General features: G+C 73.0%; 16 protein-coding genes. 13 read left to right on the top strand and 3 right to left on the bottom strand.

Going from position 1 to position 21437, the window contains the following annotated elements; translation table 11 throughout:
* Positions 1 to 101: 101 nt before the first annotated feature.
* Positions 102 to 1805 (top strand): hypothetical protein, encoded by a 1704-nt coding sequence (locus tag AB0P17_RS13385; RefSeq protein ID WP_365810459.1) that lies wholly within the window; start codon positions 102 to 104, stop codon positions 1803 to 1805.
* A gap of 18 nt (positions 1806 to 1823) precedes the next feature.
* Here the strand turns inward: AB0P17_RS13385 and AB0P17_RS13380 are convergent, their stop codons facing one another.
* Together AB0P17_RS13380 and AB0P17_RS13375 are read right to left on the bottom strand one after the other, a co-directional pair.
* Positions 1824 to 3488, bottom strand: a complete 1665-nt coding sequence (locus AB0P17_RS13380) for a PucR family transcriptional regulator (protein ID WP_365810457.1) — start codon at positions 3486 to 3488, stop codon at positions 1824 to 1826.
* 147 nt (positions 3489 to 3635) lie between these two features.
* On the bottom strand, positions 3636 to 5444 hold the full coding sequence (locus tag AB0P17_RS13375; protein ID WP_365810516.1) for a glycoside hydrolase family 15 protein: 1809 nt from the start codon (positions 5442 to 5444) through the stop codon (positions 3636 to 3638).
* A gap of 431 nt (positions 5445 to 5875) precedes the next feature.
* Here AB0P17_RS13375 and AB0P17_RS13370 point away from each other — a divergent pair, with 431 nt between their 5' ends.
* The 12 genes from AB0P17_RS13370 to AB0P17_RS13315 all read left to right on the top strand — a co-directional run bounded on the left by AB0P17_RS13370 (position 5876) and on the right by AB0P17_RS13315 (position 20634).
* On the top strand, positions 5876 to 7570 hold the full coding sequence (locus AB0P17_RS13370) for a CTP synthase (RefSeq protein WP_365810456.1): 1695 nt from the start codon (positions 5876 to 5878) through the stop codon (positions 7568 to 7570).
* A 101-nt stretch (positions 7571 to 7671) separates the two neighbouring features.
* Positions 7672 to 8298 carry an NUDIX hydrolase gene (locus AB0P17_RS13365; protein WP_365810453.1) on the top strand — a complete coding sequence of 209 codons (627 nt, stop codon included), beginning with the start codon at positions 7672 to 7674 and terminating at the stop codon, positions 8296 to 8298.
* Between the two features lie 974 nt (positions 8299 to 9272).
* Positions 9273 to 11345 (top strand): tetratricopeptide repeat protein, encoded by a 2073-nt coding sequence (locus AB0P17_RS13360; RefSeq protein ID WP_365810514.1) that lies wholly within the window; start codon positions 9273 to 9275, stop codon positions 11343 to 11345.
* Positions 11346 to 11509: 164 nt separating this feature from the next.
* Complete coding sequence (gene ald, locus AB0P17_RS13355; protein ID WP_365810451.1) at positions 11510 to 12625, top strand: alanine dehydrogenase; 1116 nt, start codon at positions 11510 to 11512, stop codon at positions 12623 to 12625.
* 382 nt (positions 12626 to 13007) lie between these two features.
* Positions 13008 to 14129: a ParA family protein gene (locus AB0P17_RS13350; RefSeq protein WP_365810449.1), complete on the top strand. Its 1122-nt coding sequence runs from the start codon at positions 13008 to 13010 to the stop codon at positions 14127 to 14129.
* Entirely contained in the window at positions 14114 to 14746 is a 633-nt protein-coding gene (locus AB0P17_RS13345; RefSeq protein WP_365810448.1) for a hypothetical protein, read from the top strand. Before AB0P17_RS13350 ends, AB0P17_RS13345 begins: the two co-directional genes overlap by 16 nt.
* Before the next feature lie 65 nt (positions 14747 to 14811).
* The gene (locus AB0P17_RS13340; RefSeq protein WP_365810445.1) at positions 14812 to 15876 is read left to right on the top strand and encodes a segregation/condensation protein A; all 1065 of its coding nucleotides are present in this window, start codon (positions 14812 to 14814) and stop codon (positions 15874 to 15876) included.
* Positions 15873 to 16517 carry an SMC-Scp complex subunit ScpB gene (gene scpB, locus AB0P17_RS13335; RefSeq protein ID WP_365810444.1) on the top strand — a complete coding sequence of 215 codons (645 nt, stop codon included), beginning with the start codon at positions 15873 to 15875 and terminating at the stop codon, positions 16515 to 16517. Before AB0P17_RS13340 ends, scpB begins: the two co-directional genes overlap by 4 nt.
* On the top strand, positions 16517 to 17734 hold the full coding sequence (locus tag AB0P17_RS13330) for a pseudouridine synthase (protein ID WP_365810442.1): 1218 nt from the start codon (positions 16517 to 16519) through the stop codon (positions 17732 to 17734). Before scpB ends, AB0P17_RS13330 begins: the two co-directional genes overlap by 1 nt.
* Positions 17735 to 17995: 261 nt before the next feature.
* The gene (locus tag AB0P17_RS13325; RefSeq protein WP_365810440.1) at positions 17996 to 18769 is read left to right on the top strand and encodes an NUDIX domain-containing protein; all 774 of its coding nucleotides are present in this window, start codon (positions 17996 to 17998) and stop codon (positions 18767 to 18769) included.
* The gene (locus AB0P17_RS13320) at positions 18766 to 19788 is read left to right on the top strand and encodes an ADP-ribosylglycohydrolase family protein (RefSeq protein ID WP_365810438.1); all 1023 of its coding nucleotides are present in this window, start codon (positions 18766 to 18768) and stop codon (positions 19786 to 19788) included. The genes AB0P17_RS13325 and AB0P17_RS13320 overlap by 4 nt, the downstream gene beginning before the upstream one ends.
* Before the next feature lie 3 nt (positions 19789 to 19791).
* Positions 19792 to 20634, top strand: coding sequence for a nucleotidyltransferase domain-containing protein (locus tag AB0P17_RS13315; RefSeq protein ID WP_365810436.1), 843 nt, complete (start codon positions 19792 to 19794; stop codon positions 20632 to 20634).
* A 43-nt stretch (positions 20635 to 20677) separates the two neighbouring features.
* Here the strand turns inward: AB0P17_RS13315 and AB0P17_RS13310 are convergent, their stop codons facing one another.
* Positions 20678 to 21400 (bottom strand): nucleotidyltransferase domain-containing protein, encoded by a 723-nt coding sequence (locus tag AB0P17_RS13310; protein WP_365810434.1) that lies wholly within the window; start codon positions 21398 to 21400, stop codon positions 20678 to 20680.
* Between the last annotated feature and the right edge of the window lie 37 nt (positions 21401 to 21437).

The following is a 21437-nucleotide window of genomic DNA, read 5'->3' as shown; positions in this document are numbered from 1 at the left end:
ACCCGTCTCGTTCCGCGGCCCTCCCGTGCCCGTTCAGTACGATCACACTCGCATCCCTCTCCCCGCTCTGCACATGAGCGCAGGACCGAAACCGTCCGGAGGTGGCCGTGTTCCCGCCGCGCAGGAGCCGTGCCCGGCACGCCGGGACGCGCTGGGACACCTACGAGCCGCCCAAGGCCCAGGTCCTGGCCGTCGCCCGCACCCTGACCTCCGCGACCAGGCTGCGGGACGTGACCCGGCTGCTCCGTCCCGAGGACGGGATCGAGGTCTCGTACACCGTCAACCCCGGCTCCGCCTTCAGCGCGGGGCTGGCGGAGTACCTGGACGGGCTCGGCGTCACCGTCCTGAGCTGGCGTGAGGCCAGACGGCGGCGCTTCCACCTCGTCGTCGCCTGCGCCGTGCACCGCTCCATGTACCGCAGGGGCACCCCGCTCGTGGTGCTGCCGCACGGCGCGGGCTACAACCGGCTCGTCACCGAGTCCACCGGGGACACGTCCTCACCCGCCGGACTCTCGGCGCGCGAACTGACCCGGCGCGGCAAGGTCCTGCCGTCCTGCATCTGCGTCTCCCACGAGGAACAGATCGCCCGGCTCGCCGTCTCCTGCCCGCAGGCGGTGCCGTACGCCGTCGCCGTCGGCGACCAGTGCTTCGACCGGATCCGGGCCAGCGTGCCCCGGCGCGACATCTACCGGGAACGGCTCGGCGTCGTGGGCGGGCGGCGGCTCGTGGTCGTCCACTCGACCTGGAGCAGGCACTCCCTGCTCGGCCGCTGCCCCGATCTGCCGGAGCGGCTGCTCGCGGAGCTGCCCGCCGACGACTACGCGGTGGCGCTCGTCCTGCACCCCAACGTCTGGGCCCGCCACACCACCGACGGGGTCCTCGACCGGCTGGCCGGGGCGATGAACGCGGGGCTCCTGGTGATCCCTCCGCAGGAGGGCTGGCGGGCCACCGTGGTCGCCGGGGACTGGGTGATCGGCGACCACGGCTCCACGACCTTCTACAGCGCCGCCCTGCACCGGGTGACGCTGCTCGCCGCCACCGGGCTCGACGAACTGGACCCGGCCTCTCCCACGGCGGCCTTCGCCCGGCGGGCGCCCGCCCTCGACCCCGGCAGGCCCCTGCTCGAACAGCTGCTGAGCGCCGTGGACCGGCAGGTGCCCGGCGAGCTGGACGACGTCTTCGCCCTCCAGCTCGGCGCCAGGGGCGAGGGCGCGGAACGCACCAGGAGGAAGCTCTACTCCTTCCTCGAACACCGGGGCGTGCGCCTTCCGCCGGTGACGGAGCAGCCGGATCCGGTCCCCGACCCCCGCCCCGTCGAGCACACCGTCTCCGCCGTGTACGACATCGTCGGCGGCCGCCCGGCGGACGGGCTGGTGGAGCTGCGCCGCTGGCCGGTGATCCCCGGGCGGCACAGCACGGGCCGGGGCTTCTACGCGGCGCACGACCACGGCACGGACACCCGGTGGCGCGGATACGCCGAGGTCCTGGCGCGGACGACGGTGGAACCGGTGCAGCCCCCGGCCCGCTGGGCGGCGGCGCGGTTCGCCGCGCTCCCCGCGCTGAACGTCGCGGTCGCCGCCCTGGGCAGCCGGACGGCCCTGGTGGCGCTGCGCGACGGGACTCTCCTGGAGGCGTCCTCGGCGCGGCCGTGGGGCGAGCACCACGCGCCCCTCGACCCGGTGCTGCTGGGCGCCGCGGTGAACGTGCTGCTGGCGGACGGGTGTTCCCCGAAGGAGATCGCCGAGGGCGTGACCGTCCGTACCGGAACCCGTGATGTAAGGGTGGAGTTCACCGCCCCGGAGTGACCGGGCGGCCGGCCGCGCTCACCCGCCGGGCGTGTGGCGGCGGGCCCGGAGCGCCAGGCTCAGGGCCAGTACCGCCTGCGGATCGTCCAGGTCCGTGCCCAGCAACTCGGAGATCCGGCCCAGCCGGTTGTAGAGCGTCTGCCGGTTGAGATGCAGCTCCCGCGCCGTCTCCGCCTTGCGCCCCGCGTGCGCCAGGAAGACCTCCAGCGTCGGCAGCAACGCGGGCCTGGACGACCGGTCGTGGGCGCGCAGCGGGCCGATCGCACGGTCCACGAAGGCCGCCAGGTCCGGGTGTTCCCGCAGCCGCCACAGCAGCAGATCGATGTCGAGGCGGCGGGCGTCGTACCACGGCAGGTCCGGCAGCCCGCTCGCCGCCGCGGCCGTCTCCGCGGCGTGTCGCAGGCTCGCGCTCGCCGCGGCCCAGCCTCCCGCCACGCCCACCACGACCACCGGCGGCCGCGCGCCGGGCCGCTCCACGCCCGCGCGGGCCACGCCCGCCCGCAGTGCCGCCGCGACCCGGTCGGCCACCGCCGTACGTTCGGACTCCGCCCGCAGCCCCAGCAGCAGCGGAACCCGGCCCTCCACGGGCCGTACGCCCAGCAGCACCGGCACGCCCACCGCGGACAGCTCCTCCAGCACGGCCCCGGCCAGCACCGCCCAGTTCCCCGCCGGCGGCAGCTCGGCGCCCGGGTCCCGGTCCGCCGCCCGGTCCGGCCCCAGCCGCATCACCACCGGCAGCAACGGCCCGTCGCCCGGCCGGAAGCCCAGCACCCGCGCCCGCTCGGGGGCGTCCTCGGGGCGGATCCGGCCCTCCGCGAGATCGGTGAGGAAGTCACCGCGGCCGCGGGCCACCAGCTCCTCCTCCTGGCGCGCCTGCATCAGGACGACCGCGAGGGTGCCGGCCGCGCGCTCGGCCGCCAGCCGGTGCACCGGCAGTGCCGCCGCCGACACCGCGGGGATCACCAGCCGGGCCCGCACCGCCCCCGTACCGTGGCCGCGCCCCGCGACGTCCACCAGCACCGCGCCCGCCGGCGGCCCCGCCGCCCGGGCCGCGCGCCGGCCGCGCAGCCCCGCCCACACGTCCAGCGGATCGGCGGCCGCCGGGGCGGCGCCGGGGGCCGCCGCGTACAGGAGCCGGCCCTCCGCGGTCTCCAGGAAGACCGGATTGCCCGTGAAGTCCGCGAGGATCCGGAGCACCCGCTCCACCCCGCCCCCGTCCAGTACGGCCTCCGTGCACCGGCGGTGGACCTCCTCGGCCTGCCGCAGCAGCGCGTAGTGGCCGTTGACGATCTCGGTGTGGACCTCCTCGGTCACCGAGACGAACGGCACCTCGCGGTGGAGCTGCACCAGCGGCAGCCCGGCCGACCGCGCCGTGTCCACGAGCGCCGCCGGGAGCCGGTCGAACCGGGCGCCCAGCTCCACCACCAGGGCCGCGATGCCCCGCTCGGCGAGCCTGCGGACGAAGGCGCGCTGCTCGGCGGGTCTGCTGCCGAGGCCGAGACCGGTCGTCAGCAGCAGCTCGCCGCCCTTGAGGAGCGAGGCGATGTTCGGCGCCTCGCCCGCGTGCACCCAGCGCACCGTACGGTCCAGCGCCTCCTCGCAGGCGACCACCTCCGGCAGCCCGCCCCGGAGTCCGGGCAGCTCAAGAGCGCGCCGCACGGTGATGCCGCCCTGAGTCTCCATGGGCCGGAGGCTACTGGACGACACGCAGGTGGGGAGGGACGGACGTACGCGGAGGACCGGCGAGGACTCGGGCCCGGACGCGGGCGGGGCCCGGACGGAGGCGGCGTACACCGTCCCGTCCGGGCCCCGCCCCCTGGCGGTCGGCCGTCAGCCGCCGTACGCGCCCGACGCCGTCAGCCGCAGCGCTGTGTCGATCAGCGGCACATGGCTGAACGCCTGCGGGAAGTTGCCCACCTGCCGCTGGAGCCGGGAGTCCCACTCCTCGGCCAGCAGCCCGAGATCGTTCCGCAGCGACAGCAGCTTCTCGAAGAGCTTGCGCGCCTCGTCGACCCGCCCGATCATCGCCAGGTCGTCGGCGAGCCAGAACGAACAGGCCAGGAACGCGCCCTCGTCGCCCTCCAGACCGTCGACCCCCGCGTCCTCTCCCGACGTCGGGTAGCGCAGGACGAAACCGTCCTCCGTGGACAGCTCGCGCTGGATCGCCTCGATCGTGCCGATGACCCGCTTGTCGTCCGGCGGCAGGAAGCCCATCTGCGGGATGAGCAGCAGCGACGCGTCCAGCTCCTGGGAGCCGTACGACTGCGTGAAGGTGTTCCGCTCCTTGTCGTACCCCTTCTCGCAGACATCGCGGTGGATGTCGTCGCGCAGCTCGCGCCAGCGCTCCAGAGGCCCGTCCGCGTCGCCCGACTCGATCAGCTTGATCGTCCGGTCGACCGCGACCCACGCCATCACCTTCGAGTGCACGAAGTGCCGGCGCGGCCCGCGCACCTCCCAGATGCCCTCGTCCGGCTGGTCCCAGTGCTTCTCCAGGTAGCGGATCAGCTTGAGCTGGAGCACGGAGGCGTAGTCGTTGCGGGCCAGGCCCGTCATGTGCGCGAGATGCAGCGCCTCGGTGACCTCGCCGTACACGTCGAGCTGGAGCTGGTGCGCGGCGCCGTTGCCGACCCGGACCGGGCCGGAACGCTCGTACCCCGGCAGCCAGTCCAGCTCCGCCTCGCCGAGCTCACGCTCGCCCGCGATGCCGTACATGATCTGGAGGTTCTCCGGGTCGCCCGCCACGGCGCGCAGCAGCCACTCGCGCCAGGCGCGGGCCTCCTCGCGGTAGCCGGTGCGCAGCAGGGACGAGAGCGTGATCGCCGCGTCGCGCAGCCAGGTGTAGCGGTAGTCCCAGTTGCGGCTGCCGCCGATCTCCTCGGGCAGCGAGGTCGTCGGCGCGGCCACGATGCCGCCGGTCGGCGCGTACGTCAGCGCCTTGAGCGTGATCAGCGAACGGATCACGGCTTCCCGGTAGGGGCCGTGGTACGTGCAGTGCTCGACCCACTCGCGCCAGAACTCGGAGGTCGCCTCCAGGGAGCCCTCCGGGTCCGGCAGCGCCGGCGGCTGCCGGTGCGAGGGCTGCCAGCTGATCGTGAACGAGATCCGGTCACCGGGTGCCACGGTGAAGTCGGAGTACGTCGTCAGGTCCTTGCCGTGGGTCTCCGCCTCGGTGTCCAGCCAGACCGAGTCGGGTCCCGCGACCGCGACCGTACGATTGTCCACTTTGTGCACCCACGGCACGACGCGTCCGTAGCTGAAGCGCATCCGCAGCGCGGAGCGCATCGGCACCCGGCCGCTGACGCCCTCGACGATCCGGATGACCTGGGGAGCGCCGTCACGCGGCGGCATGAAGTCGGTCACTCTCACGGTGCCGCGCGGGGTGTCCCACTCCGACTCCAGGATCAGGGAGTCTCCGCGATAGCGGCGCCGCGTGGCCCGCGGCGGTACGGAGCCCGCGGGGTGCGCGGGTCCCAGTCGCCAGAAACCGTGCTCGTCGGTTCCCAGCAGAGCCGCGAACACGGCATGCGAGTCGAAGCGGGGCAGGCACAGCCAGTCGACTGTGCCGTCCCGGCAGACCAGGGCAGCGGTCTGCATATCTCCGATGAGTGCGTAATCCTCGATGCGCCCGGCCACGTGCATCTCCAGTCGAACGGCCACGTCCGCCCCGCGGGGCGCTTACTGCGGTCAAGGGTCGTTGACGAGCTGGTTTTCCGGGAAATCGGGCGGGGGTGGTGCCGTTTGCCGGCCGTACTCGGCAGCGAATGTTTGAGCAGGATACGACGCACCCGAGGGTTCCGCGTCACGCTCGGAAGAAGAGCGGGTCGCCGAACCTGTGGGTCTGAGGGGACGTGGGGGAAAAAGTGTGACGAGGGGGAAAGGAGGGGCGTCGACCGATGTCGCGTGGCCGGAAGCGGCCTCCCTATGTCGCTGTTACCCTGGTAGCCCGTGGACCGGTGGACTCCCTGCACAGCACAGAGACCCCGAAACCGCAGCGACGGCAGTCCCCTCACCTCTTGGCAGGGACTCCGGCACGCACACCGAACCGCGACCACGGGAGCCCCCTCTTGGCCATGCCGACACGATCCTCGACAGCCTCGACGACCAAGCACATCTTCGTCACCGGGGGTGTCGCCTCCTCCCTCGGCAAGGGCCTGACCGCCTCCAGCCTGGGCGCGCTGCTCAAGGCGCGTGGTCTGCGGGTCACGATGCAGAAGCTCGACCCGTACCTGAACGTCGACCCCGGCACGATGAATCCGTTCCAACACGGTGAGGTGTTCGTCACGAACGACGGCGCCGAGACCGACCTGGACATCGGCCACTACGAGCGCTTCCTCGACGTCGACCTCGACGGCTCGGCCAATGTCACCACCGGGCAGGTCTACTCGCAGGTCATCGCGAAGGAGCGGCGCGGCGAGTACCTGGGCGACACGGTCCAGGTCATCCCGCACATCACCAACGAGATCAAGCACCGCATCCGGCGGATGGCGGCCGGTGACGTCGACGTCGTCATCACGGAGGTGGGCGGCACGGTCGGCGACATCGAGTCGCTGCCGTTCCTGGAGACCGTCCGCCAGGTCCGCCACGAGGTGGGCCGCGACAACGTCTTCGTCGTGCACATCTCGCTGCTGCCGTACATCGGCCCGTCCGGCGAGCTGAAGACCAAGCCGACCCAGCACTCGGTGGCCGCCCTCCGGAACATCGGTATCCAGCCGGACGCGATCGTGCTGCGCGCCGACCGTGACGTGCCGCTCTCCATCAAGCGCAAGATCTCGCTGATGTGCGACGTGGACGAGGCGGCCGTGGTGGCCTGCGTGGACGCCAAGTCGATCTACGACATCCCCAAGGTGCTGCACACCGAGGGCCTGGACGCCTATGTCGTACGCAAGCTGGACCTGCCCTTCCGCGATGTGGACTGGACGGTCTGGGACGATCTGCTGGACCGCGTCCACAACCCCGACCACGAGGTCACCATCGCCCTGGTCGGCAAGTACATCGACCTCCCGGACGCGTACCTCTCCGTCACGGAGGCCATCCGCGCGGGCGGCTTCGCCAACAAGGCGCGCGTCACCGTGAAGTGGGTCACGTCGGACGACTGCAAGACGCCGGCCGGCGCCGCGAAGCAGCTCGCGGACGTCGACGGCATCCTGATCCCCGGCGGCTTCGGCGAGCGCGGCGTGACCGGCAAGGTCGGCGCGATCCAGTACGCCCGCGAGCACAAGGTGCCGCTGCTCGGCATCTGCCTCGGCCTCCAGTGCGTCGTCATCGACGCGGCGCGCAACCTGGCGGGCATCGCCGAGGCCAACTCCACCGAGTTCGACTCCGGCACCGCGCACCCGGTGATCTCCACCATGGAGGAGCAGCTCGCGTACGTGGAGGGCGCGGGGGACCTGGGCGGCACGATGCGGCTCGGTCTCTACCCGGCGAAGCTCGCCGAGGGCTCGATCGTCCGTGAGGTGTACGAGGACCAGCCGTACGTGGAGGAGCGCCACCGCCACCGCTACGAGGTGAACAACTCGTACCGCGCGGAGCTGGAGAAGAAGGCCGGTCTCGTCTTCTCGGGCACGTCCCCCGACAACAAGCTCGTCGAGTACGTCGAGTACCCGCGCACCACGCACCCCTACCTGGTCGCCACTCAGGCCCACCCGGAGCTGCGGTCCCGGCCGACGCGTCCGCACCCGCTCTTCGCGGGGCTGGTGAAGGCGGCGGTCGAGCGGCGTGAAGGGCTGCGTCAGGAGGCGGGCGAGCCGGTGGCCGCGCGGTCGTAGGCCGCGCCGCAGGCGATACGGTGGGAGCCGGGGTACGGGCCGCGTTCTGCGGGGTCCGTGCCTCGGTTTCCGCTTGTGTACCACCGTGGGAGGACGCTGCCATGACCGTCAAGGACACCCCTGAGGAATGGCGGGTCACCGCGACCACGACGCCCTTCCGCGGCAACAAGACCAGCGTCCGCACGGATGATGTGGTCATGCCCGACGGCACGGTCGTGAAGCGGGACTACCAGGTCCACCCCGGGTCCGTCGCGATCCTCGCCCTCGACGACGCGGGCCGGGTCCTGGTCCTGCGCCAGTACCGTCACCCCGTACGCCAGAAGCTCTGGGAGATCCCGGCCGGCCTGCTCGACGTGCCGGGGGAGAACCCGCTGCACGCGGCGCAGCGCGAGCTGTACGAGGAGGCGCACGTCAAGGCCGAGGACTGGCGGGTGCTCGCGGACGTCTACACGACGCCGGGCGGCTGCGACGAGGCGGTACGGGTCTTCCTCGCCCGGGAGCTGTCGGAGGCGGAGGGCGAGCGCTTCCAGGTCTCCGAGGAGGAGGCGGACATGGAGCTGGCCCGGGTGGAGCTGGCCGAGCTGGTACGGGGCGTGCTCGGCGGTGAACTGCACAACACCTGCCTCGCGGTGGGCGTCCTCTCGCTCACCGCCGCGCTGGCGGGGGACGGCATGGAGGCGCTGCGGCCCGCGGAGGCGCCGTGGCCGGCGCGGCCGTTCGAAGCCTGACGGCCGGTCGGCGGTCGTCGATCGCCCCACTGGTACATCCTCTGATCTGAAGAAAAGCTGATCCGATCGAGGGATGCACCGGCCACGCTCTCCCGATCCCGTCGCAGAGAGTGAACTACGCTCGAACCGTCCGTGCGGAGATCCGCCGGGCTCGGATCGTGCGCAGGCGGACGGGAGCGTGGCCCGTGACGGATCAGGCGGTGGACGTGAGCGGCCCCGGACGTGCGCGAGCGAAGACGCCCCAGGAACCGGGGAAGACCGCCGCCGGGCCGACGGAATCCGAGGCACCGCCGAAGAAGCGCCGCGGCCGGGCCACGTCCGCCGCGAAGAAGAAAGGTACGGCCCGGGTGAGCACCCCGGAGGGCCCCGAAGACGCGACGGACGGCGCGAGCGGTGCGGAGGGCGGCGGCCCCGCCCCGCGCCCGGCCGCCAGGACGCCCAGGACCACCCGCCCCCGGCGGAAGCCCGCCGCGCCGAAGGACGGCCAGGACCACCCCGAGCCGGTCGCACCCGCCGCGACCCGGCCGGAGCCGGAGGCAGAAGCGCGGGCCGAGGCCCGCCCCGAAGCCGAAGTCGAGCCCGAGCCGGGGGGCCCCGAGCCGGTGATGTCCTCCGTGTCCGAGCCCGAGCCGGAAGCCGAAGCCGAGCCGGAGCGTCCCGAGCCGGTCGTGCCCGATGCGCCTGACGTGCCTGACGTGCCTGCCGCGCCTCGGCCGCACCCCGCGGCCGAAGCCGAGCCGGAGCGTCCCGAGCCGGTCGTGCCTGCCGTGTCCGGGCCGGAGCCCGTGGCCGGAGTACCGGCGCAGGCCCGCCCCGAAGCCGAAACCGAAGCCGGAGCCGGAGTGGAAGCCGGGCCTGCTGGGCCGGCCGTGCCGGCTTCGCCGCCGGACCACGCACGGGACCAGGTCCACGACCAGGACCCGGGCCCGGCCGGGGACGAGCGCGTGCCCGGGGCCGTGGTCGGGGCGGGAGCTGTGGAGGGGCCGCCGGAGGGTGAACGTGCCGCGGCCGACGGGGAGTTCTTCGGGCGGCTGCGGGAACTCAAGGCACTGCACGCGGACATCGAGGGCGCCGGGCTCAACACCCTCTCCGGCCGGAAGGAACCCCGCGCGCGGGTGCTGCTGATCGCCGGGCGCCCCGGGTCCGGGCGCACCTCGCTCGCACGGGAGCTGGCCCGGCAGTTGCGGGACCGGTATCCCGACGGGATCGTACGGACCAGGCTCACCGAGTCCGGCGGCGCGCGGGTGCCCACCGAGCGGACCGCCCGCGAGATCCTCGGCGCGTTCGGCGTGGCCACGCCGCCCGGCGCGGGGGAGGACGAGCTGTCCGACATGGTGCGCGAGGCGTTGAGCGTCCGCCGGGTGCTGCTGCTCCTCGACGACGCCGCCGACGCCGGGCAGGTCGACCCGCTCGTCCCCGACAACCCGGACTGCCTGGTCGTCGCCGTCTCGCGGGGGCCGCTCACCGGGATCCCCGACGTGCGCCCCTGCACCCTCGGCGGGATGGACACCAAGGCCGCCATCGAACTGCTCACGCGGTTCACCGGCGCCGTACGGATCACCGTGGACCCACAGGCCGCGGAGTCCCTGGCGGAGGAGTGCGGCGGTCAGCCCGCCGCGCTCGTGCTGGCCGGCGGCTGGCTCGCGGCGCGTCCCATGGCGTCGGTCGCCGATGTGTCCAAGCGGCTGCGCGCCCTGCCGCACGACCCCGAGTGGCCCGTCGGGATCCGCCCGCTCGCCCGCGCCTTCCGGCTCGTGTACGAAAGCCTGCCGGGGCCCGCCGCCCGGATGCTCCGGCTGCTCGCCCTCGCGCCCGCCGGGATCACCGACGCGCACACCGCCTCGGCGCTGGCCGGCTGCTCCATGCCGGACGCCGCCGCCCTGCTGGACGACTTCGCCGTGCGGGGGCTGCTCCGTACCGCCGACGACCGGACCGCGCGGGGGACCGAGCGGCCGTACCGGTCCGACCCCGAGCGGGCCCCCCTCGATCAGTACGTCCTCCCCGGCTGCCTCGTCCCGCTGCTGCGCGTCCTGCTGGCCGAGGACCGCCCCGCCGAGGTGCAGCTCGCCCGCGCGCGGATGCTGGAGCGGACCGTACGGCTGCTCCAGTCCTGCCGTGCCGTCACCGACCCGGAGGGCTCCCCGGCCCGTACGCGGCTCGCCGGGCTGCCGCGCGCGCTGCGCTTCCCGCACACCGAGGCCGCGGCCGGGTGGCTGTACTCCCGGCAGCCCGCCCTGCTGGCCGCCGCGCGCCTCGCGGTCGCCGACGGGGAGCTCGACACCCTGGCCCGCCGGCTGGTCGCGGCCCTGGTCCGCGCGCTCGCCGCGCACCGGGGCACGGAGGCCGCCGCCCCCGAGCTGTACGGGCTCCACCAGCTCGTCCTCGACATCGCGGAGCGGCACGAGCTGTACCGGGAGCAGGCCGCCGCCCTGCTGAACATCGGCGATCTGGACGCCAGGACCGGCCGTACCCACGACGCGCTCGCGCGCTACCGCGCCGCGCTCGACGCCGGACGGGCCGCGGGCGACCTGTACGCCACCGGCCGTGCCATGGAGTCACTGGGCGGCGCCCACCAGGACCTGCGGGACTGGCAGCGGGCCGCCGACTGGTACGGGCGGGCCCTCTCCCAGCGGCTGAACCGGGGCGAGCGGGCCGACGAGGCGCGTCTGTACGGCCGACTCGGCACCGTCCACACGTACGCGGGCCGCTACGGCGAGGCCCTGCGCCACTGGCGCGCCGCCACCGCGATCCACCGCAGGCTGGGCGATCTGCCGGGCCAGGCGCGGTCGCTGAGCGAGGCGGCCCGGGTCCAGGAGTACGCGGGCCGGCCGCAGGAGTCGCTGCGTACCTGCCAGGAGGCGGTCGAGTGGGCGCGGCTCGCCGGGGACCTGCGGCTCCAGGCGGCGCTCCAGCTCCGGGTGGCGGACACGCTGGACCGGCTCGGGGATCCGGCGGCGGCCCGGCTGCACCGCGCCACCGCGGAACGCCTTCTCCTGGAAACGGAAGGAAACACCTACGAAATCCGTAGCGCTGTCGTCGAGGACTGATGCTTTGTAAGGCTAGACAGCAGGAAATCCTTCATTAGACTGGCTTTGCCGCATTCGTCAGCGGCGCCTTCCCGTGTGTCGCGTGTGTCGCGTGTACCCGGGTCTGTATGGGATTGCGTCCGGAGTCTCCGCGGAATCCCCCGAGCCAAGGACCGTGATCTGCCGTGTTGGTCGGTATCCCCCGCGAGGTCAAGAACAACGAGTTCCGGGTGGCCATCACACCCGCCGGTGTGCACGAGCTGGTGCGCCAGGGACATCAGGTCGTCGTGGAACAGGACGCCGGCACCGGCTCCTCGATCGCCGACGGCGAGTACACCGCCGCCGGCGCCCGGATCCTGCCCACCGCCGACGAGGTCTGGGCCACCGCCGACCTGCTGCTGAAGGTGAAGGAGCCGGTCGCCGAGGAGTACCACCGGCTGCGGAAGGACCAGACGCTCTTCACCTACCTGCACCTGGCCGCGTCCCGCGCCTGCACCGACGCCCTGCTGGAGTCCGGCACCACCGCCATCGCCTACGAGACGGTCGAGACCGCGAACCGCGCGCTGCCGCTGCTCGCCCCGATGTCCGAGGTCGCGGGGCGGCTGGCGCCGCAGGTGGGCGCGTACCACCTGATGCGTTCGGCCGGCGGGCGCGGTGTGCTGCCGGGCGGTGTGCCCGGTACGGCGGCGGGTCACGCCGTGGTCATCGGCGGCGGGGTCTCCGGCTGGAACGCCACCCAGATCGCCGTCGGGATGGGCTTCCACGTGACCCTGCTCGACCGGGACATCAACAAGCTGCGCGAGGCCGACCGGATCTTCGGCAGCAAGGTCCGGACCATCGTCTCCAACGCCTTCGAACTGGAGAAGGCGGTCACCGAGGCGGACCTCGTGATCGGGGCCGTGCTGATCCCGGGCGCGAAGGCGCCGAAGCTCGTCACCAACGAGCTCGTCGCCCGGATGAAGCCCGGAAGTGTACTTGTCGACATTGCGATTGATCAGGGCGGCTGCTTCGAGGACTCGCGCCCCACCACCCACGCCGAGCCGACCTTCCGGGTGCACGACTCGGTCTTCTACTGCGTGGCCAACATGCCGGGCGCCGTGCCGCACACCTCGACGTACGCCCTGACCAACGCCACCCTGCCGTACATCGTGGAGCTGGCGAACCACGGCTGGGCCGGCGCGCTGCGCCGGGACCCGGCGCTCGCCAAGGGGCTCAACATCCATGACGGCCAGGTTGTTTACCGCGAGGTGGCGGAGGCCCACGGTCTGGATCACGCCGAATTGGGAACAGTTCTCGCCTGAGACGCCAAGGTGCGTCGTCAACGTCACGCCGACGGCCGGATCTTGCCCGGCGAGGTCCGGCCGTACGTGTTCCCGCGGAGTGTGCCGCGCCCGGCCAACTCGCCTCGAACGTAACAATTTCAACCGTTTCGCAGGGTGGCGAATCCTCGCCGCCCTGCCTTGGTGAGAGGGTTGTGCGCCCTTGACAGAGGGGTGTTCGGTTGTCGACACATCGGGTCCGGTCCGGCGGATTGTGTTGCTGCGGAGTGGTGACACGCCATAGAGTCGCCAATCGTCGGCATGGTGCCACGCTGACCTATCGATAAGTTTCCTGGTCCCGTCCAAGGAGGTAAGACGACTTGTGAATGAGTCGACATTTACTCCCGGGGGTGGTCAACCAGGAATGCCGGTGAGGGGCTATGGCCCGTCGTCCGGGTTCGAGGCTGTCGGCTCCGTAGCTGTCCGCACCTTCGCCACCCACCAGCACATGACGACAGCCCACCAGATGATGGACGGCCAACACGTGAACGCCATGGCCGGCAACGAGGGTGGCCGAGAGTCCACTTCGTTCGCCGACTTCGACGAAGCGCCCGAGGGGCACTTCTACGACCCTGACGCCGAATACGAGCCGGACCCCGAATACGCGGCCACCCTCGCCCCCGACGCTGCCCGCCAGCGCCGCGAGCGGATCGGCCCGACCGGGCGCCCGCTGCCGTACTTCCCGATCCCCGGCCCGCTCACCGACCACGGCCCCGCGAAAATCATCGCGATGTGCAACCAGAAGGGCGGCGTCGGCAAGACCACGTCGACCATCAACCTGGGCGCCGCCCTCGCGGAATACGGCCGGCGTGTGCTGCTCGTCGACTTCGACCCGCAGGGAGCCCTGTCGGTCGGGCTCGGTGTGAATCCGATGGAGCTCGACCTCACCGTCTACAACCTGCTCATGGAGCGGGGCATGGCGGCCGACGAGGTGCTGCTGAAGACCGCCGTGCCCAACATGGACCTGCTGCCGAGCAACATCGACCTCTCGGCGGCCGAGGTGCAGCTCGTGAGCGAGGTCGCGCGCGAGTCCACGCTCCAGCGCGCGCTCAAGCCCCTGATGCTCGACTACGACTACATCGTGATCGACTGCCAGCCCTCGCTCGGTCTGCTGACCGTGAACGCGCTGACGGCCGCTCACAAGGTGATCGTGCCGCTGGAGTGCGAGTTCTTCGCGCTGCGCGGGGTCGCGCTGCTCACGGAGACCATCGAGAAGGTCCAGGAGCGGCTCAACCCGGAGCTGGAGCTCGACGGCATCCTCGCCACGATGTACGACTCGCGCACGGTGCACAGCCGTGAGGTGCTCGCGCGCGTCGTGGAGGCGTTCGACAATCACGTCTACCACACCGTGATCGGACGCACCGTGCGCTTCCCGGAGACCACCGTCGCCGGCGAACCCATCACCACGTACGCCTCGAACTCCGTCGGAGCCGCCGCCTATCGTCAACTCGCCAGGGAGGTGCTCGCCCGGTGTCACGCCGAGTGAGTCTGCCCGGCGCCGACGAACTGTTCCGTACGACCGGAGGCATGGCGCTGACGTCGTCGTCCCCGGCGGCGCAGCGGCGGGGCGCGAACGGCGAACCGCGGGTGCCCGCGCCGGCCGGGGAGAGCGATCCCGCCGGCGACCAGGCGGGCCCGGACGGGTCCGGGACGGCGTCCGGGGCGGCGGAGGAGCACTCCGGGCCGGACGCGGAGCCCGCCCCGGCCCAGCCGGCGCGCAGCCGCACCGCCGACGCGGAGCAGGCCGCGACCGCCGTGCAGGCCCGCAGGCCGCAGGAGGGCGGGCCCGCGGGGCCGGGCCCCGGCGGCGGTACGGGGCCGGGAACGGGGACGCAGGGCGCGCAGAACGCACAGCAGCGCCGGCAGCGGCGCGGCGCCAACCGGCGCCCCAGCGGGCGCGAACGGCACGACGAGAAGATCACGGTCTATGTCTCGGCCGAGGAACTGATGGACCTCGAACACGCCCGGCTGGTGCTGCGCGGCGAGCACGGACTCGCCGTGGACCGCGGGCGGATCGTCCGCGAGGCGGTCGCGGTCGTCCTCGCAGACCTCGAATCGCGCGGCGACGCGAGCATCCTCGTACGGCGGCTGCGCGGGCGCTGACGGTAGCCTGCGCGGGCCGCCCCACCGCTCACCGCCCCGCCGCCCCCGCCGCTCCCAGGACCGCGATGCCCCCGCCGCCCGATCCCGCCCGTCCGCCGCGCCGCCCGTTGGGCCGAGGCCCCGGCACCCCGGCGCCCGTCGCCCCCGGCCCTGAGCTGGTCGAACCGGTCGAGCCCGTCAAGCTCGTCGAGACGGTTGAGACGGTTGAGGTCCCTGAGGTCCCTGAGGCCTCCGCTGTTTCCGAGGCCGCCGAGGTCGCTGAGCCGTCGGCCGCGGACGGCGCTGACGGCGAGGACGGGGATGACGGCGGCGGGGACGAGCGGCGGTTCACCGTGCGGCTCGCCAACTTCGAGGGCCCCTTCGACCTGCTGCTCCAGCTCATCTCGAAGCACCGCATGGACGTGACCGAGGTCGCGCTCTCCCAGGTCACCGACGAGTTCATGGCCCACCTGCGGGCCATGGGCCCCGAGGGCGACCTCGACCAGACCACCGAGTTCCTGGTGGTCGCCGCGACCCTGCTCGACCTGAAGGCCGCCCGGCTGCTGCCCGCCGCCGAGATCGAGGACGAGGCGGATCTCGCGCTCCTGGAGGCGCGCGACCTGCTCTTCGCGCGGCTGCTCCAGTACCGCGCGTACAAGCGGGTCGCGGAGATCTTCGGCGAGCGGCTGGAGAGCGAGGCCCGGCGCCACCCCCGTACGGTCGGACTGGAACCGCACCACGCGGAGCTGCTGCCGGAGGTCGTCATCAGCGTCGGGGCAGAGGGGTTCGCCCGGCTCGCGGTGAAGGCGATGCAGCCGAAGCCGAGGCCGCGGGTGTACGTGGACCACATCCACGCGCCGCTGGTCTCCGTGCGGGAACAGGCCGGGATCGTCGTCGCACTGCTCCGCGAGCGCGGCGGGATGAGCTTCCGGGAACTCACCGAGGACATCTACGGCGCTGACGGCACTGGCGGCACTCTCACCGTCGTGGCACGCTTCCTGGCCCTCCTGGACCTGTACCGGGAGCGCGTCGTCGCCCTGGAGCAGGACGAGGCGCTGGGGCCGCTCATGGTCCGCTGGACAGGCGGGGACGACGGGGGCGACGGGGACAGCAGGGACAGTGAGGGCGACGACAGTGAGGAGACGGTGTGAGTGAGCGGCAGCCGCCGGGTACGGTCGCGGACCTGGAGCTCAAGCCCGCCCTGGAGGCGGTCCTCATGGTCGTCGACGAGCCCGCCACCGAGGAGCACCTCGCCAAGGTCCTCGACCGCCCCCGCGGCGCCGTCGCGGACGCGCTGCGCGCGCTGGCCGACGAGTACACCGCCCAGGGCCGCGGCTTCGAGCTGCGGCTGGTCGCCGGCGGCTGGCGCTTCTCCACGCGGCCCGAGTACACCGAGGCCGTCGAGAGCTTCGTACTCGACGGGCAGCACGCCCGGCTGACCCAGGCCGCGCTGGAGACCCTGGCGGTCGTCGCGTACCGCCAGCCGGTGAGCCGTTCGCGGGTCTCCGCCGTACGCGGAGTGAACTGTGACGGTGTCATGCGCACCCTCCTCCAGCGCGGGCTGGTGGAGGAGGCGGGCGCGGAACCCGAAACAGGTGCGATCCTGTACAGGACGACGAACTACTTTTTGGAGCGGATGGGCCTGCGCGGCCTGGACGAGCTGCCGGAGCTCGCGCCCTTCCTCCCCGAGGCGGAGGCGGTCGAGGCCGAGAGCCAGGAAGGCGTCCCGTCGTTCGATCCGGACGCGCCTGACGCCCCGGAAACCCACGCAGACGACAAGACGGAACTTTGATGCGAAGCAACGGCAGGAACAGCGGCGGCTCCGACCGGAACAGCGGAGGCGGGCGCGGCGGCGGCCGGGACGACCGGGACGGCCGGGACAACCGGGGGGCCGGCGGGCGCGACGACAGGCCCAAGCGGCCGTCCCGCCCGCGTCCCGAGGAGCGCCGTTACGACGTCGGCCGCACGGGTCCCACCGGCGGCTCCGGCGCGTCCGGCGCCCCCGGCGGCGCCCGCCGTTCCGGTGGCGCGGGAGGGGGCAGTGATTCCGGGGGGTCCGGCGGCGGCACGCGCCAGGGCGGCGGCGCCCGTGGCGCGGCGGCCAGGGGCGGCGCCAAGGGCGGCCCCAAGCCCGCGCAGGGCGGCGGCCGGGGCGGCAAGGGCGGTCCCCGGCGCGGCGCGTCCTCGCGCCCCCGTGAACTGGACGCCAAGATCGAGCAGCGCAACCGCGACCGGTACGCGGGCAAGCCCGCCATCACGACGCCCAGGACCAACCCGGGCGCCGAGCAGGAGGGCGAGCGGCTGCAGAAGGTCCTCGCCCGCGCCGGCATGGGCTCGCGCCGCGCCTGCGAGGAGCTGATCGAGCAGGCCCGCGTCGAGGTCAACGGCGAGATCGTCCTCGAACAGGGCATGCGCGTCGACCCGGAGCACGACGAGATCAAGGTCGACGGGCTGACCGTCGCCACCCAGTCGTACCTCTTCTTCGCGCTGAACAAGCCGGCCGGAGTCGTCTCCACGATGGGTGACCCCGACGGCCGGCAGAACCTCGGCGACTACGTCACCAACCGCGAGACCCGGCTCTTCCACGTCGGCCGGCTCGACACGGAGACCGAGGGCATCATCCTGCTCACCAACCACGGCGAGCTGGCCCACCGGCTGACGCACCCCAAGTACGGCGTCAAGAAGATCTACCTCGCCGCGATCCAGGGTCCGCTCCCGCGCGATCTCGGCAAGCGGCTCAAGGACGGCATCCAGCTGGAGGACGGCTACGCCAAGGCCGACCACTTCCGCGTCGTCGAGAACACCGGCAAGAACTACCTCGTGGAGGTCACCCTCCACGAGGGCCGCAAGCACATCGTCCGCCGGATGCTCGCCGAGGCCGGATTCCCGGTCGACCGTCTCGTCCGTACGTCCTTCGGCCCGATCCCGCTGGGCGACCAGAAGTCCGGCTGGCTGCGCCGCCTCACCAACACCGAGGTCGGCATGCTGATGAAGGAAGTCGGCCTCTGAGCCGTCCGGGACAGGTAGGTCTCTGTGACCACCGGTGTCCCTGACACCGGTGGTACGGAAGAGAAGCCCGCGGCCTCCATGGCCGCGGGCTTCTCCCATGGGCCGCGGGTCTCTCTCTTGTCGCGGCGGCCCGTCCCGCTTTATAGTCAACCTGACCATTAAGGAGGCGGGCGTGAGTCCACTGCTGCCCCCCACCGGTCACCGCCGGGGAACCTGGTCCCACGGGGGTGGACCAGGTTCCCCGGTTCCGCGAGGGCGACGATGAAGGCGCCCGAGCGGCGCGGCACCACGGCCGGGGACCCGCCCCCCTACGACGCGCCGCCGTACGACCCGTCCGCGTTCGAGCCCTTCGCCGTCACCGTCGACCTCGCCGTCTTCACCGTCCGCGACGGCCGGCTCCACGTCCTGCTCGTCGAGCGCGGCGAGGCCCCCTACCGGGGCGACTGGGCCCTGCCCGGCGGCTTCGTCCAGCCGAAGGAGTCCGCGGGGCAGGCCGCCCGCCGTGAACTCGCCGAGGAGACCGGCCTGTCGGAGGAGACCGCGGGCGCGCTCCACCTCGAACAGCTGCGCACCTACAGCGCCCCGGACCGCGATCCCCGGATGCGGGTCGTGTCCGTCGCGTACGCCGCCCTCGTGCCGGACCTGCCGGAGCCACGCGGCGGCGGGGACGCCGCCCGCGCCCGCTGGACCGAGTTCGGGGACCGGGGCTCCCTCGCCTTCGACCACGACGACATCCTCGCCGACGCCTACGACCGCATCGGCGCCAAGCTCGAATACACCTGTCTCGCCACGGCCTTCTGCCCGCCCGAGTTCACCCTGGGCGAGTTGCGGCAGGTCTACGAGACCGTCTGGGGCGTGGCACTCGACCGCCCCAACTTCCGGCGCAAGGTCCTCACCACGCCTGGCTTCGTCCAGGCGCTGGAAGGGCCGCCGCGCCGGACGGGTGGCCGCGGGAAACCCGCCGCGCTCTACCGCGCGGGCGCCGCCACCACGCTGCACCCACCTCTGCTGCGACCGGAAGGACGGACGGCATGATCATCGCGAGGACCCTCACCAAACAGGCCGCGACGGGCACCCTCATCGGGCTGGCGCTCGGCGACGCCCTCGGATTTCCCACCGAGTTCAGCGACGTCCCCTCGATCCTCGCCAAGTGCGGCCCCTGGCGCGAGATGGCACTGCCGAAGCCCGCCGTCGTCACGGACGACACCCAGATGACGCTCGCGTTCGCCCGCGGCATCAGGACCGCGATGGACCGCGGTGTCCTCGGACCGCTCCGCCTGGAGCGGCCCGTACGCGACGAGTTCGTCGACTGGTACCACTCCCCGGACAACAACCGCGCCCCCGGCGCCACCTGCATGAAGGCCTGCATGCTCCTCGACAGCGAGCGGCCCTGGCAGCGCGCCAGCCAGATCCACTCCAAGGGCTGCGGGGCCAACATGCGCGTCGCCCCGATCGGTCTGGTACCGGGGCTGAGTGACGAACAACGGGCGGGCGCCGCCCAGTTGCAGGCCGCCCTCACCCACGGCCACCCGACCGCCCTCGCCGCGTCCGACCTCACGGCACGCGCTGTCTACCTGCTCTCGCACGGCGGCGAGCCCGGGGCGCTGATGGGCCAGCTCCGCAGTTACGCGTACGAGAACCGCGAGCACTACCGCCAGCGCTGGCTCGGCGACCTGTGGACGTACGCCGACGACGCCTCGCCCGAGGAGTTCATCGCCCGCGGCTGGGACGACTGCCTGGAGGTCCTCGAACGCCTCCAGCAGGCCCTGCGCTTCCCCTCCCCGGAGACCGACCCCTGCCTGGCCACCGGGGACGGCTGGATCGCCGAGGAGGCCCTGGCCACCGGACTGCTCTGCTTCCTGCTCTTCCCGTCCGACCCCGTCACCGCGGTGCGCCGGGCCGCCTGCACGCGTGGCGACTCGGACTCCATCGCCTGTCTGACGGGCGCCTTCGCGGGCGCGTACCTGGGCGTGGGCGCCTGGCCCAAGGAATGGGCCGAACGCATTGAGTACCGCAGCGACCTGATGTCGCTGGGAGCCCTCTGGGACTCTTGACCCATGCGTACCGAAGAGCTGAGCGCGGACGAGCGGGACCACCCGGCGGGGCCGGACCACGCCGAGGAGCGGAGCCGTGCCGACCGCCTGCGCGCGGCCGGGCTGCCGGTCACCGACCTCGGCCCGGTCCTCGCCGCGGAGACCGACCGGCTGCTGTTCGCCACGGTCTCCGGGGCGCATCTGTACGGCTTCCCCTCCCGCGACTCGGACGTGGATGTCCGAGGTGCCCATCTGCTGCCCGTCGCCGCGCTGATCGGGCTCAGGGAGCCGGAGGAGACCCGGTCGCGGATGGCCGACCAGGACGGTGTGGAGACCGACCTCGTCACCCACGACCTGCGCAAGTTCGTCCGGCTGATGCTGCGCCGCAACGGCTACGTGCTGGAGCAGCTGCTCTCGCCGCTGGTGGTCCGTACGTCCGAGGCGCACCGGGAGCTGATCGCCCTCGCGCCCGCCGTGCTCACCAGTCACCACGCCCACCACTACGCGGGGTTCGCGCGGACGCAGTGGCGGCTGTTCGAGCGGACCGGTGAACTCAAGCCCCTGCTCTACACCTTCCGCGCGCTGCTCACCGGCGTGCATCTGATGCGGGGCGGCGGGATCCTGGCGCATCTGCCCACCCTGCTGGGGGAGGTGGCGGCGCCGGGCTATCTGCCCGAGCTGATCGCGGCCAAGGCCGAGGCCGAGCACGCCCCTGCCGCCGGGCCCGGCAGGGACCGGCTGGAACGGGACGTGGAGGCGCTGCGCGCCGTGCTGGACGAGGCGCGTTCGGCCACGGCCCTGCCGGACGGCGGCGCCGGGCACGAGGCGCTGCACGACTTCGTGGTCCGCGTCCGGCTCGCGGGCTGATCCGTACGCGTCCTCGCGGCTACGGGGCTACGGGGCCGCAGGGCTACGCGCCGGCCGAGGCGCGGCGCGTACGGATCAGGAAGTCCTCCACCCGGGCCCGGTCCGGCTCGGCCGGCAGCGGGGAGCGCCCGACCGCCTCCTCCGCCTCCGCGATCAGCCCGGCCACCCGGCGCGCCACCTCGGGCCAGGGCACCTCGCCGCGCTTGACCGCCAGCAGCGGCTCGCGCTCCGTACCGACGTCGATGACCAGTTCGCCGGTACGGAGCAGATCCCGACAGGAGGCGAGCAGCCGGAGCAGATGCATGGCGGGCTTCCAGCGCGGGGCGCCGCCGCGCCGGACGTCCGTCTCCAGCTTCCTGTGCTGGCTCTCCGCGTACCGGACGAAGGTCCCGTACGCCTGCCGCGAGAGGAACGCGTCGCGCAGCGCGAGCAGTTCGCGGCCCGTGGCGTCGACGTGCTCGACGAGCGGCGAGTGCAGGCACTCCAGGACGTTCGGGTTGGTGCGCAGCGCGAGGGAGCAGAAGCGTTCCAGCTCCCAGGAGAACTGCTCGGGCGCGGGCCCCTCGACATGGAGCGGTGGCTTCTCGAAGCCCCAGTACGACGGCGTCGGGGCGAGGAAGACCCCGCGCCGGTCGGTGTCGCTCTCCTCCGTCGCGAGCCCGAAGGCGCGCGAGCCCATGACGCACGCGTAGACGGTGTGGTCGCGGACGAGGGCCTCCGGCGAGAGGGAGGACGAGGGCGACAGGGAGGGGGAGGGCGAGGCCATGCGCGCGAGCGTACGGCCTGCGCGGGAGGCCGTCGGC

Source organism: Streptomyces sp. NPDC088124 (assembly GCF_040685895.1).
In the GTDB taxonomy this organism is placed as follows: Bacteria; Actinomycetota; Actinomycetes; order Streptomycetales; family Streptomycetaceae; genus Streptomyces.
This window is presented reverse-complemented; position numbering and strand designations above follow the sequence as displayed.

Bases quoted from the DNA above. Each gene is read 5' to 3' on its own strand.
- AB0P17_RS13330 (WP_365810442.1), top strand. From the start codon at position 16,517: ATGCGAAGCAACGGCAGGAACAGCGGCGGCTCCGACCGGAACAGCGGA.
- AB0P17_RS13380 (WP_365810457.1), bottom strand. From the start codon at position 3,488: ATGGAGACTCAGGGCGGCATCACCGTGCGGCGCGCTCTTGAGCTGCCC.
- AB0P17_RS13320 (WP_365810438.1), top strand. From the start codon at position 18,766: ATGATCATCGCGAGGACCCTCACCAAACAGGCCGCGACGGGCACCCTC.
- AB0P17_RS13365 (WP_365810453.1), top strand. From the start codon at position 7,672: ATGACCGTCAAGGACACCCCTGAGGAATGGCGGGTCACCGCGACCACG.
- AB0P17_RS13310 (WP_365810434.1), bottom strand. From the start codon at position 21,400: ATGGCCTCGCCCTCCCCCTCCCTGTCGCCCTCGTCCTCCCTCTCGCCG.
- AB0P17_RS13350 (WP_365810449.1), top strand. From the start codon at position 13,008: ATGCCGGTGAGGGGCTATGGCCCGTCGTCCGGGTTCGAGGCTGTCGGC.
- AB0P17_RS13375 (WP_365810516.1), bottom strand. From the start codon at position 5,444: ATGCACGTGGCCGGGCGCATCGAGGATTACGCACTCATCGGAGATATG.
- AB0P17_RS13325 (WP_365810440.1), top strand. From the start codon at position 17,996: ATGAAGGCGCCCGAGCGGCGCGGCACCACGGCCGGGGACCCGCCCCCC.
- AB0P17_RS13340 (WP_365810445.1), top strand. From the start codon at position 14,812: ATGCCCCCGCCGCCCGATCCCGCCCGTCCGCCGCGCCGCCCGTTGGGC.
- AB0P17_RS13370 (WP_365810456.1), top strand. From the start codon at position 5,876: ATGCCGACACGATCCTCGACAGCCTCGACGACCAAGCACATCTTCGTC.
- AB0P17_RS13315 (WP_365810436.1), top strand. From the start codon at position 19,792: ATGCGTACCGAAGAGCTGAGCGCGGACGAGCGGGACCACCCGGCGGGG.